Origin of the sequence: Rhodococcus sp. PvP016 (assembly GCF_017832185.1) — a bacterium.
GTDB lineage: Bacteria > Actinomycetota > Actinomycetes > Mycobacteriales > Mycobacteriaceae > Rhodococcoides.
The window spans coordinates 1427523-1440208 of record NZ_JAFIBH010000001.1 but is presented as its reverse complement, the minus strand read 5'-3'; the positions used below and the strand labels follow the sequence as shown (position 1 = coordinate 1440208).

Below are 12686 nucleotides of genomic sequence, written 5' to 3'. Positions count from 1 at the left end.
CAGACGCGGCGCACCGGACGCTCCGATCCAGAAGTTTGGTTCGGAGTCACAAACCCGGCGCCGTGGACGCACCGACGAGCACCGGACCGAGACGAAAGGCTGTCGACCCCGATGATCCCCGCACCCGCTACTCGTGACCGCACGGCCACGGTGCAGGTACACATGACCGGCGCCGAGTGGTTCGCCGACTCGCCGGGTGGCCTCAACCGCTACTTCACCGATCTCTACGTCGCGCTCTCGGCTCTCGACGGTGTCAGCGCCTCCGCGTCCGCGTTCGGTGAGTCCGATCTGGGCGACCACCACGGCACCGCCTCGTGGGGACCCTCGACGGGTTCCACGCTCTCGCGCGTCTGGTCGGCCCTCTCCGCCGATCGCGGTCTGCCGAGGAACACGCTGATCGACCGCCACTTCAGCCTCTTCGGACGTCCCACCGTCGGCCTGCGCGGCGCGCACCCCTCGGTCGCGCACTTCCACGGCCCCTGGGCCGCCGAGAGCGCCATGTCCGGCGAGAGCGACCTGGTGGTGCGCGCCAAGTACTGGGTCGAGCGACTGCGCTTCCTGGACGTGCGCCGGTTCATCGTGCTGTCGGGGCACTCCGCCCGCATCCTCACCGAGGACTACGCCGTCGATCCGGCCGCGATCACCGTCATCCCGCCGGGTGTCGACCTCGGCCGCTTCACCGTCACGCCGGCACCGAGCACCGCTCGCCCCACCGTCCTCTGCGTGCGCCGCCTCGAGCGCCGCATGGGCATCGACCGGCTGGTCGCCGCCTGGCCGTCCGTCGTGGCGGACCACCCGGACGCGCAGCTCGTCGTCGTCGGGACCGGCACCGAGGAAGCGGCACTGCGCAGCCAGGCCGCCGGGTCCACCGCCGCCGACTCCATCGTCTTCACCGGCCGGACCAGCGACGAGCGCCTCGCCGCGCTCTACGCCGAGGCCACCGTCTCGGTGGTCCCGACCCTTAGCCTCGAGGGCTTCGGGCTCATCGCCCTCGAGTCCTGCGCCAGCGGACGCGCCCCCGTCGTGACCGATTGCGGCGGCCTGCCCGACGCCGTCGCGGGTCTCGATCCCTCCCTCGTGGTACCCGCCGGCGACGTCGACGCACTGGCCCACCGCCTGTCCACCGCGCTGAGCGGCGACGTGCCGAGCGCTGCCGCGTGCCGCGCCCATGCCGAGTCGTTCTCGTGGGAGTCCTCGGCCCGCCGGCACGTCGACGTGTACCGAGAGTTGGTCCAGCGATGACCCGCGCACTGTTCCTCGCCCACACCGCGGCGCCGTCCGGCGCCGAGATCGCGCTGCACCGGCTGGTGCGCGCCATGGACAAGACCGAGGTCACCGTCGTCTTCACCGAGACGGGTCCGATGGTGGACAAGCTCCGTGCCGACGGCATCGACACCGTCGTCGTGGACGGTGCGTTCGACAGCCGGTCCGTCACCATCGAGGGCATGTCCGTCCGCCGCATGATCGGCGGAGTCACCGGCCTGCTCCGGCTGGGGTGGGCCGTGGGCGCCGTCGTCCGCGAGTCGGGTGCCGACGTGGTCGTCGCCGAGTCGTCCAAGGCGTTGCTCATGGGCACCATCGCTGCACGGCGAGCGGGCGTGCCCTTGGTCTGGCACTCCCACGACCGCATCTCCCGCGAGTACTTCGGCACGCTGTTCACCGCCGTGCTGCACGTTCTGGGCTGGACCGCGTGCCGCGGCTTCATCGCCAACAGCACGTCCACGCTGGCCTCGCTCCCCACCTGGCGACGGCCTGCCGTGGTCGCCTACCCCGGCGTCGACGGGTCGGCGGACCGCCCGGTGGGTGCTCGCCCCGAGCAGTCCGCTCCCGCGGACACGGTGCTGTGTCTGGTCGCCCGCCTCACCCCGTGGAAGGGACACGTCCTCTTCCTCGAGGCGGTCGCGGCGATGACCACTCGGCCTGCGCACGTCTTCCTCGTCGGCGGCACCTTCTTCGGCGAGGAGCCCTACCGCGCCGAGCTCGAGGCCATGGCCGCCGAGCTCGACCTGCCCGTCACCTTCACCGGCCACGTCGACGATCCGCGGGACTACATGCGGATGTCCGACGTGCTGGTCCACTGCACCCTCACGGCGGAGCCGTTCGGCCAGGTCGTGGTCGAGGGCATGCTCGCCGGCTGCGCCGTGGTCGCGTCGCGTCCCGGCGGACCCGCGGAGATCGTCGAGCACGGCGTCAACGGCATGCTCGTCGACTCCGGCGACCGCGCCGGCCTCACGGCCATGCTCGATCGCGTCGTCGCCGACCGTGACCTGCGGACGCGCCTGTCCGCCGCTGCGCCGGCTCGGGCCGCGCACTTCGACATCGAGGAATCGGCTCGCACCGTCGAGAGCTTCCTCGAGGACGTCCTGGACACCGTGAGCGTGCGTCATGGTCGGTGAACTCACTCGTGGCGGGTCGCGCGGCGGCCCCACCACCGAGCCCCCGAAGCACCGCCGTGGATCGCTGCACAAGCTGTCGGCGGTACGCGACATCGCCTTCGTCAGCTTCGGCAAGTACGGCCAGTACCTGGTCACGATCGTGACGCTGCCGCTCACGGCCCGCATCCTCGGCACCGAGGGGCTGGGTCTGCTCGCGATCGCGATGTCGGCGTACTTCATCGGCTCGCTGCTGGTCGACTTCGGCATCACCACGTTCCTCGCGGCGATGGCGAACGACGAGAACCTCAACCAGCTCCGCGGCAACTACCTCGCACTGCGCGCCACGGTGCTCGCCGTGATGGGGACCGGGCTGCTCGCCAGTCTCCTGGTCGGTGCGCACGTGCACCTCCACATGATCCTGCTCGGCCTCTTCGCCGGCGGCTTCGCGTCGTTCGGGGACGACTGGGTGCTGGTGGCCCAGGCCCGCTTCGGCATCGGCGTGGTCTACCAGGGCATCGGCCGCGTCCTGTACCTCGTGCTGCTGGTGACGCTGCTGCCGATGTTTCCCAGCGCCGCGGTCGCGATGCTCTGCCTGCTGGCGTCGTCGGTGGTGTCCGTGGCGCTGACCTGGCGACTCACCATCCGCGAGTTCGGCCCGCCGAGCAAGCCGAAGGACGTCACCGCGATGGTCCGTATGGGCGTGCCCGTCCTGACCTCGCGGCTGCTCATCACCAGCTACGGCCAGGGCGCCGCGACCTTCTACTCTGTGGCGCTGTCCGCGGCGTCGCTCGGCATCTTCTCCGCCAGCGACCGGCTGATCCGCGCGTTCCAGTCGTTGCTCGACGCCATCGGCTACGGCCTGCTGCCGCGGCTGGCCCGCGGCCGGGAGGACCACTTCTGGCAGAACGCGCTGCGCGGACTGACCGCGTGCGTGGGCGTGGCCGTCGTGGCCACCGTCGGGCTGTGGGTGAGCGCACCGCTGCTGATCTCGCTGGTGTTCGGCGACCAGTTCTCGTCGGCGGTGGACATCATGCGCGTGCAGGTGTTCATCCTGCCCTTCACCGCCATCACCTCGTTCGTCACCACGGCGATCCTGCCGGTCCGCCAGGACACCAAGGGGGTGCTGATCGGCGCTGTCATCGGCACCGTCTTCGCTGCTGGAGCACTGGCCACCGCGCTGTCGACCGCGTCGGTGTGGGCGCTGGTCTACGGCACGCTCACCTGCGAGGTGGCGGTCGCGGCCTGGTACCTGCTCCGAGTGCGCATGCTGCATCGCCGCAACGACGATGCCCTGCGCGCGGAATCGGAGGCACCCACCGTGCCGATGGCCGTGGTCGCCTCCGATGCCCCCACCGTTCCCCTCGCCGTTCGCCGCTTCCGGGAGGCAAGTCGATGAAGATCCTGTTCCTCGGAGACGACTGGATCGGCAGCAACGCCCGGTCCATGGCCGACGGGTTCCGCGAGGCCGGCCACACCGTGCTCGTCGTCGACACCACTCCGGTCGCGCTGCCGACCCGGCTGTCCCCGCCGTGGGTGTACAGCAAGCTCGGCCGCGGCCGCGCCCCCTGGGTGCTCGAGGCGCTGCACCGCCGCATCGAGGCGGCGGCAGCCCAGTTCCGTCCCGACATGCTGTTCGCGTTCCGCACCGTGCATCTCGACCAGGACCGACTGCTGGCTCTGCCGGCGGGTCTGCACGTGCACTACAGCCCGGACGACGTGTCCAACCCGTACAACACCACGCCGGAGTACCTGCGCCGCGAGGCCGACTGGGACCTCGTCGTCACCACCAAGCGGCACAACGTGCCCGAGCTGCAGTCGCGCGGCGCGAAGGCGACGCTCTTCGTCCACAGCGCGTACGACCCGGCCTGGCACCGTCCGACCGCCCGTCGTGATCCGGCCGAGTACCTCGTCGGTTTCATCGGTGCCTGCCGCCCGGACCGCCGCGACTCGATGGTGGAGCTCGCCCGCACGCACGGCTCGGCGATGACGGTCCAGGGACCGGGATGGCGACGGGTGTCCGCCCTGCGGACGACGTCGGCTCACATCGGCGGCGCCGTGTACGGCGAGGGGTTCTCGGTGGCGGTGTCGGCCGTGCTGGCCAACCTCGTCCTGCTGAACTCGGACAACCGCGACACCCACACGTGCCGCACGTTCGAGGTGCCCGCGGCCGGCGGTCTGTTCGTCGGTGAGCGCACGGACGAGCACATGGCTCTCCTGGAGGACGGACGGGATTGTCGTCTTTTCTCGAGTTCGGACGAACTCGATGACATCCTGGCGTGGTGCCGCACCGAACCTGATGCAGCCAGAGAGATGGCGGAGCGCGGCCGGCTGCGGATCGTCGGTGACCACCACGCGTACGTGGACCGAGCACGGGAGATGACCGATGCGCTGTGACATCGTCGCCGTGCGCCGCCTGACGGGGGTCACGTCGTGACCGCCTATTCCGCCGTCGCGCTCACCACCGCGGCCATCGTCGCCCTCGTCGTGTCCGCGATGTTCGTGCCGGGTGTCGCCAAGGTGTTCCTGCTGGCACAGGCCGCCTACTGGTCGCTGAGCTACGTGGCGCGTCCCCTAGTCCTGTTGTGGACGCTCCCGCAGCCGCAGTTCGCGGACAGCCTGGCGGACCCACGACTGGCGAACATCGGCTACGACATCGGCATCGCCGAGGTGCTGAAGCCCGTCGTGTTCGGGCTGTGGTTCTACGTGGCTCTCGTCGTCGGATACGTGCTGTTCCGTCGGTGGCGCCGGGGACCGCAGGAGCGGACCACCATCGGCGCGGCCGTCGCGGATCCGTACTTCTTCCGCAGCCTGGGCACCATCTACGTGCTGGGTCTCGGCGGACGCTTCGTGTCGTTCGCGACGGGCAACACCGGCTCGGCCGGCGAGGTCAGCAGTTCCAATCCACTCCTCGACTTCGCCGCCACGATGGCGACGGTGGGCGCCCTCGGCCTCATCGTCTTCGCGCGACCGGAGAAGCTGTGGCAGACCGCGGTCCTGCTGCTCGGCCTCATGGGCATGGAGCTCGTGTGGACCGTCATCGTGGAGTCGAAGACCCCGGTGCTCGGCGCCGCTCTCGCCGTCGCCGTGCGCTTCGCCCTCATCGGGTGGACGCGCGGAACCATCATCGGCGTGCTCGGTATCTCGGCGGGCGCCATAGGCGCGTTCGGCATCCTGCAGTCGCTGAAGGTCGACCCCGAGGCCCGCGCGATCTCGGCGGCCGCCGAGGCCAGCTATCCCCCGGTCGTGCAACCGTTCCTGCCGATCCTGCGCCGCTTCGACCTCCTCGAGGCCGCGACGGACGCGTACTACATGCAGGGTCGGGAATGGATCTCGCACGGCGACGTGGTGAAGAACGCGTTCCTCAACTTCATCCCGTCCCAGCTCCTCGGATCGGAGAAGTTCCAGTCCGGCACCGCGTGGGCCGACCAGGTCCGCGGGTCGTCGGTGGACATGCGCAACGTGTCCGTCTCCCTGGCCGAGGGAAACATCAGTGAAGGCTTCGTGTTCGGCGGCTACGCCGGCGTGGCCGTCACCATGACCTTCACCTTCGTCATGGTGCTGGTCGCCGTTCGATGGCTCCTCGCGAGGAACTTCCTCTTCGTGGTTCTCGGGCTGACGCTCATCGAGTATCCGGTGCTGTTCGAGCGCGGGATCCTCGGGACGACCGAGTCCATCGGCAAATCACTCCAATTGGCAATTCTCGTGTGGATCGTGACGCTTCTCGTCGGCGAGTACTCCCGACAGTGTGCGGAGACACCCCCTCCGACCACGCACGTTCCCGACGACATCTCCACACTCGACCGCTCTTCGAGCAAAGGATCTGCATCATGGGTTTGATCGATTACGTGAACATCGCACGACGCCGGTGGATGACCATCCTGGCCTTCGTCGTGTTGGGAACGGTGGCAGCGGCGGCGTACACGTCGACGCTGAGCTACTCCTACACCTCCTCGAGCCGTCTGTACGTCTCGATGGCGACCGGCACCTCGGTGTCGGACGCCTACCAGGGCAACATGGCGGCGCAGCAGCGTGTGACGTCCTACGTCAACCTGGTGACCAGCGAGCGCGTCATGTCGGGTGTCATCGAGGACCTGCAGCTCGACACCACGCCGGCTGCTCTGGCGTCGACGGTCACAACGTCCTTCGCCCCGGCCACCGTGCTCATCGGCATCTCGGTGTCGGACACGACGCCGGACGGCGCGCGGGCGATCAACGACGCGGTGGTCACCGAGTTCCGTGATCTGGTCAACGAGATCGAGACCACGGAGATCGGCGCGGCTCCCGCGGCGAAGGTGACCGTCGTCGACCCGGCGACCACCCCGGCCGCCGTGGGCGGGCCGGCACCGATGCGCACCCTGCTCATGGGCGCCGTCGCCGGCATGCTGCTCGGCTGCGCTGCCGCGTACCTGCGTGACCGGCTCGACAAGCGCATCCGCACCACCGGCCAGGTGGCCGCGGTCGCTCCCACCACGTTCCTCGGTGACATCAAGGCGGCCACGCGTACCGCGGACGCACGACGTGCCGCACTGCGCCTCGACGCCTCGGTCGGCCGGACGACCCCGCACTCCATCGCGGTCATCGGCGTCTCCCCCGCCGGCGGGTCGGACACCGTCCTCGCCCTGGCGCGCGCGCTCAGCGGACTGGGCCGCCCGACTCTCGTGGTCGACGGCTGCACCGACGGCACCGGGGTGTCGTCCCGCATGCAGAACGCCGGCGGCCTGGCCGATCTCGCACGCTCGCCGAAGCGGTCGGCCACCGATCTCACGCGGCCGAGCCAGATCGAGGGCCTGAGCATCCTGCCCATGGGTGTGGGCGACGACCGGACCACCCTGTTCCTGGCCTCCCCCCGCTTCGGCACCATCGTGCAGAGCCTGAAGGCCGATCGTGACTACGTGGTCATCGACGCGACCTCCGTGGCCGATGCGACCGATGCGCTCGCCATCGCCGTGCACGTCGACCACGTGATCGTGGCCGTCGAGAACGGCACCACCACCGCCGCCCAGCTCCGCGCACTGCTGACCGAGCTCGACAGCATCGGGGTGGCCGTGGCCGGAACCGTTCTGGTGCCGCACGTCTCGGCTCGCCGCTGGCCGCTGTCGCTGCTGAAGACGTCCGCCGCGAAGGACGACGTCGTGCCCGCGACGTCGCCGAAGGCGGCTCCCGTGGCCGAGGTGCGCGACGTGCCGACCACCACCCGGACCACCACCGCTGCGCGTCCGGCCGCACCCCAGTCCTACCGCGCGCCGTCACCGGTCCACGAGTCCGAGTACCGGAACGACGACTACCGCGACCGCGACCACCGGAACGACGACTACCGCACCGACGGCTACCGGGACGATCACCAGGATCGCTGGGACACCGTCCAGCCGGCGCCTCGTGCCGAGCGCGCCGCCCGTCCCGAGCCGCGCCAGGAGGAGCGTTACGACGTGGTCCAGTCGCCGGCGGACGCCGAGACCGACCGCTTCCACGCGGTGTCGGCGGAGCCTGTTCAGGTACCGAAGGACGACGCAGAAGATGATGTGACGGAACAGGACTCGATCGAGTCCGACGCGGACGACACCATCACCGCGGACGTCGAGGACGTCGACACCGACGAGTCCGAGACGGACGACACCACCGCGACGCCCGAGCCGGTCTCGATCACCAAGGCAGGCAAAACCGACAAGACGGACAAGGCCGCGCAGGACACGACGGTCACGAAGGCGACCCGTCCCGCGGAGCCCACCACGTCGCGGCCCGTCCGCCCTCGGACGCAGACCGGCCGCCGCACCTTCCGAGTCACCAAGTGACGCAGACCCTCCACTCCACCCACACCCCGAGCCCAGTCGGCTCGCACTCCCGAGAGGACCGCACACCCATGTCGACAACGCCGACCTGGTTCGGATCGGACGGCCGTCGCCTGTTCGGCGTGGTTCACCTTCCCGAAGGCGACCACGCGCGCGCGGGGATCGTGCTGTGCCCGTCGATGGGCAAGGAGCACGTCGACACCTACCGCGGCCTCAAGCTGCTCGCGCAGGAGCTGGCCGCGGCCGGATTCGCCGTGCTGCGGTTCGACTACCTCGGTGTGGGCGACTCGGGCGGCGACCAGAACGACGCTGCGGCGATGGACGGCTGGCTCGCGAGCATCGGGGACGCGGTGAGCCTGGTGCGCTCGCTCGGGTGCACGACGGTCTCCGCCGTCGGCCTGCGCGCCGGTGCCCTGCTTCTCGATCGCGCCGCGGACGCGGTCGGCCCGCTGCACACGGTCGTCCTGTGGGATCCGGTGCCGCGCGGCCGCGCGTACCTGCGCGAGCAGCAGGCGCTGTACCGGCTCGGCGTGGGCACCGACACCGTCGGGACCGATACGGACGACACCGATCTGCACACCATCGGGCACTCGCTGTCCACCGAGGCCGCGGCGGCGCTGTCCGCCCTCGAGATCACCGCGGCGTCACCCGCCGTGTCGCAGTGGATCTTCGCCCTCCGCGACGACTACTCGTCGCCTCGGCTCGACAAGGCGATCGAGCGGTCGGGCGCGACGGTGCAGCACGTCGGCACGATGACCGAGTTCGTCACGCCCGAGAGCTTCCTGGTGCCGTTGCCGAACACGGCGATCCGCGCGGTCGTCGACATCCTCGACGGCGCACACGACTCCGCCCGCGACTGCGCGGTCGAGTTCACGCCGACCACCAGCGTCACGCACCAGGCACGTGACGGGTCGACCTTCACCGAGCACATCGAGAGCATCGGTGCGCACGGACTGTTCGGCATCCGATCCACTCCGGTCGAGACACCGGACTCCGCACCGACGCTGGTGTTCTGCGCCACGGCGAACGACACGCGCACCGGACCGGCGCGGTTGTGGGTCGAGCTCGCTCGCGCGGCGGCGCGCTCCGGTGCGTCCGCGCTGCGCTTCGACCGACGCGGAACCGGTGAATCGGAGGTGGTGCGTGCCGACGAGCACACTCCGATCTACTCGGCGGAGAGCGCCGACGACGTGGTCGCGGCCGCCCGTGCGGCGCATGCGGATCCGCGTCGCGTGGTGCTCACGGGCATCTGCTCCGGCTCGTGGAACGCGGCCCACGCCGCCACCGAGATCGGGGCCGGCGGCGCCGTCATGGTGAACGCCATCGCGTGGAGCTGGAAGCGCAAGAAGTCGACGCAGGGCGAGATCGATCCTGCCGATCTGGGCATCCCGCGGTCGGATCCGGCGTGGCAGAAGACGCCCCGGGCGCGCATCAAGAACGCACTGCAGACGCACCTGCCGTACCGGGCATGGCGACTGCTCGGCGTGCGCGGCGTGACCCAGGTTCCCGAGGTCATCCTGCGTTCGCTGGCGGACCACGACGTCGACGCCACCGTCATCCTGGCTCCGGCCGATCACCGCTGGTTCGTCGATCAGCGTGGGCCCGAGGGACTCACGCGCATCCAGCGCCGCAGCGGCACCGTGCCGTTGATCGTCAGTGCGCCCGTCGGTGACCACTCGGCCTACCACGCCGACATGCGCCGCACGATCATCTCCTCGGTGCTCGCCCGGACCATCGAACCGCAGAGACAGCAGGTCACCGCGTGACCGCGAGTTCCTTCGGCCGGCGACGGTTGCTCACCGGCACCCTCGTCGCCGCCACCGTTCCGCTCGCGGTCGCGTGTTCGCGCGACGACGCCGAGTCGGTGCAGTTCCAGTCGCCGAACGTCACGGACACCCCGGCAGCGCGCAACGTGCGTGATTTCGGGGCGACGGGCGACGGCACCACCGACGACACCGAGGCGATCGCGCGGGCGTTCGAGGGCATCACCCAGGCGTCCGCGGTCTACCTGCCCGGCGGCACGTACCGGGTGACGGCGTGGCCGGCGATGGCCGACTACGCCACCGTGTACGGCGACGGCGCCGATGTCACGACCGTGCTGTACGAACAGAACGGCACCCTGATCGACCTGCGGGGGCGTCAGCGCGTCAACTTCCGCCGGATGGGGTTCTTCACCACCGGCGCCACGTCGACGTGCTTCTCGCTGTCCGCGTGCTTCCGCTGCTCGTTCGACTCGGTGACCATCCGCGGCAACCACTCGTCGTCGACGTTCCCGCAGTACGAGAACCAGCGGGGAGTGCTGCTGACCGACAACACGGGCGGCACCACGTTCACCAACTGCGACATCAACAACTACGGCATCGGCCTGACGTCGGAGTGCATCCAGAACTACGTGACGGCCTCGAAATTCACGAGCAACCGCGTCGGGGTGCTCGGCACCGGCGGCGACTTCAACGCCGGCATGGCGTTCACCAACGTCGAGTTCGTGTCGGACAACGACCCGGACACGACGGATCGGCACGTCCGCGTCGACGGTCCCGCGAACGACTGGTGGTTCACCAACGTCTGGTTCGAGGGGTCCGAGGTGGCCCTGAGCATCGGCACGCGCGAGACCGGCGGGCCGTCCCAGTTCGGCATGGTCAACTGCAAGATCTCGGCGCGCACCACGTGCGTGGAACTGCTGTACTGCCGGCAGCCCTACCTGGCCAACATCATCTTCGATCCGGACCCGAACAGCCGGCCCGCAGAGCTGGTCATCGACGCGGAGCACGTTCCGACGGGCACAGCGGTGAATCTGATCTCGGGCGTCAACGACGACGTGAACAGCGCCGTCTTCCCCGATGCGTGGACGGTGATCGGTCGCGGCACCATGTCGGGTCCCACCTTCACCAGCACCGTGGTGACGCGCACGGTGCAGGACGACGTCGACCTGCTGCAGGCGCGGGACGGCAGCGATGCCGTCACGGCCGCCGTCCTGTCCGACGGCACCTGGTTGTCCGACCGCCGCGAGGCGGGCGTGGTGCTCAAGGACGAGTCCGACGCGTACTGGCGTCTCGTGGTGGGGACCGACGGAACCCTGAGCACCGAGTCCCTCGGCACCGATCGGCCGCGCTGACCCCTACAGCACCCCGAGGTTCTGCCCGCTCACCACACCGGTGTTGCTGATCGACAGCCGCCAGCTCTTGCCGTCCGGCGATTTGACGATGGGTCCGCCGCCGGCGGAGAAGAGCTTGCCGCGGCCGAGCACCGACCAGCCGCCCGGGAAGGTGTTGCCGGGGAAGTCGGCGCCCTGGCTGGTGATGAGGTTGATCGCGGTCCCCTCGGCGACGTACTGCGCGTTCACCCTGATGAGCTGGGGATTCGACTGTTGGTCGGCGTCGAACGCCACGTTGGCGAGGTACGGCTGGCGGCAGCGCTGCAGATCGAGGCAGATCCCGCGGGCGGCGACCTTGCAGTTGACCATGCCGAACTGCGACGGTCCGCCCGTGCCGGCCTTGCCGATCGTGAGGGCCGTCGCCGCTCCCTCGAACCACACGTTGGTGAGCCACCAGTCGTTGGCCCGGCCGTCCACGACGAGATGCGACGTCGTGGTGTTCGCGTTGATGTCGGAGACGAACTCGGTGTTGACGATGGCCATTCCCGACGCGAAATTGTTGCCCGTTCCCAGCAGCCCGATCCAGTTGGTCGCGAACTTGCAGTTGGCGATGTACGACTGAATGGCCGTCGTCGACATCGCCGTTCCGTAATTGTTGAAATCGCAATTCACGAAGGACGTTCCGCCGGTGTTGTTGATCAACGACACGCCTTTCTGCGGCAGGAACCGGGGGTAGCTCTGCGGGGTGTGGTTACCGCGGAAGACCACCGAGTCGAAGGAGCAGCGGAAGCAGGCGTCGAGCAGCACGGCCAGCGACGAGGGATCCAACGAGAAGATGCCCAGGTTCTTCAGTGCGACGCGCTGGCGGCCCCTGAGGGTGAGCAGCGTGCCCGAGCTGGTGTGCACGATCGTCGTGAGATCGGCACCGGCCCCGAACACGGTGGCGTAGTTGGCGAACTGTGGGAGCGACCGCACCCGGAACATGCCGGGCGGGAAGTACAGTGGCCGATTCTGTTGCTGCGCAGCGGTGTACGCGGCGGCGACGGCGGCGGTGTCGTCGGCGGCGTTGTCGCCCTTCGCGTTGTACGGGGCGGCCTTGACGTTGACCCACCCGAGCAGGGCACCGGGGTCGGTCTCACCCGCCGCCAGGGTCACGGCCACGGGGTCGTCGGCCTGCGCGAGGATGCTGCTCGCCGCCAGGGTGGTGCCCACCCCCGCGGCCAGTCCCCCCATGAGCAGTGCGCGGCGGTCGAGTCGCGAAACCGAAGGACCTCTGTCGTTCATGGTTCACCCCTTCACCATCGTGGTCGGCGCATCTCCTGCCCCCGCTCGGCGCCTACCGATACACAAGCAAAGAAATGCGCATTCACAACGCGACGCGCCGCCCCGGGTGACCCGCGATACACGCCGGTGCGAAAAAGACCGACCGCG

General features: G+C 69.6%; 9 protein-coding genes. 8 read left to right on the top strand and 1 reads right to left on the bottom strand.

Features of this window, described 5'->3' with window-relative positions; translation table 11 throughout:
- Positions 1 to 162: 162 nt before the first annotated feature.
- The 8 genes from JOE30_RS06750 to JOE30_RS06715 all read left to right on the top strand — a co-directional run bounded on the left by JOE30_RS06750 (position 163) and on the right by JOE30_RS06715 (position 11276).
- Positions 163 to 1242, top strand: a complete 1080-nt coding sequence (locus JOE30_RS06750; protein ID WP_204869913.1) for a glycosyltransferase family 4 protein — start codon at positions 163 to 165, stop codon at positions 1240 to 1242.
- Complete coding sequence (locus JOE30_RS06745) at positions 1239 to 2396, top strand: glycosyltransferase family 4 protein (protein WP_027506965.1); 1158 nt, start codon at positions 1239 to 1241, stop codon at positions 2394 to 2396. Before JOE30_RS06750 ends, JOE30_RS06745 begins: the two co-directional genes overlap by 4 nt.
- A complete protein-coding gene (locus tag JOE30_RS06740; RefSeq protein WP_204869912.1) occupies positions 2386 to 3771 on the top strand; it encodes an oligosaccharide flippase family protein in 1386 nt (461 codons plus the stop codon). The genes JOE30_RS06745 and JOE30_RS06740 overlap by 11 nt, the downstream gene beginning before the upstream one ends.
- Positions 3768 to 4769: a glycosyltransferase gene (locus JOE30_RS06735; protein WP_204869911.1), complete on the top strand. Its 1002-nt coding sequence runs from the start codon at positions 3768 to 3770 to the stop codon at positions 4767 to 4769. Before JOE30_RS06740 ends, JOE30_RS06735 begins: the two co-directional genes overlap by 4 nt.
- Before the next feature lie 36 nt (positions 4770 to 4805).
- Positions 4806 to 6212, top strand: coding sequence for a hypothetical protein (locus JOE30_RS06730; RefSeq protein ID WP_204869910.1), 1407 nt, complete (start codon positions 4806 to 4808; stop codon positions 6210 to 6212).
- Complete coding sequence (locus JOE30_RS06725; protein ID WP_204869909.1) at positions 6203 to 8164, top strand: Wzz/FepE/Etk N-terminal domain-containing protein; 1962 nt, start codon at positions 6203 to 6205, stop codon at positions 8162 to 8164. The genes JOE30_RS06730 and JOE30_RS06725 overlap by 10 nt, the downstream gene beginning before the upstream one ends.
- Before the next feature lie 68 nt (positions 8165 to 8232).
- A complete protein-coding gene (locus tag JOE30_RS06720) occupies positions 8233 to 9927 on the top strand; it encodes an alpha/beta fold hydrolase (RefSeq protein WP_204869908.1) in 1695 nt (564 codons plus the stop codon).
- Complete coding sequence (locus JOE30_RS06715; protein ID WP_204869907.1) at positions 9924 to 11276, top strand: glycosyl hydrolase family 28-related protein; 1353 nt, start codon at positions 9924 to 9926, stop codon at positions 11274 to 11276. Before JOE30_RS06720 ends, JOE30_RS06715 begins: the two co-directional genes overlap by 4 nt.
- A gap of 3 nt (positions 11277 to 11279) precedes the next feature.
- Here the strand turns inward: JOE30_RS06715 and JOE30_RS06710 are convergent, their stop codons facing one another.
- Positions 11280 to 12539, bottom strand: a complete 1260-nt coding sequence (locus JOE30_RS06710; RefSeq protein ID WP_239532503.1) for a glycosyl hydrolase family 28-related protein — start codon at positions 12537 to 12539, stop codon at positions 11280 to 11282.
- Positions 12540 to 12686 lie beyond the last annotated feature (147 nt).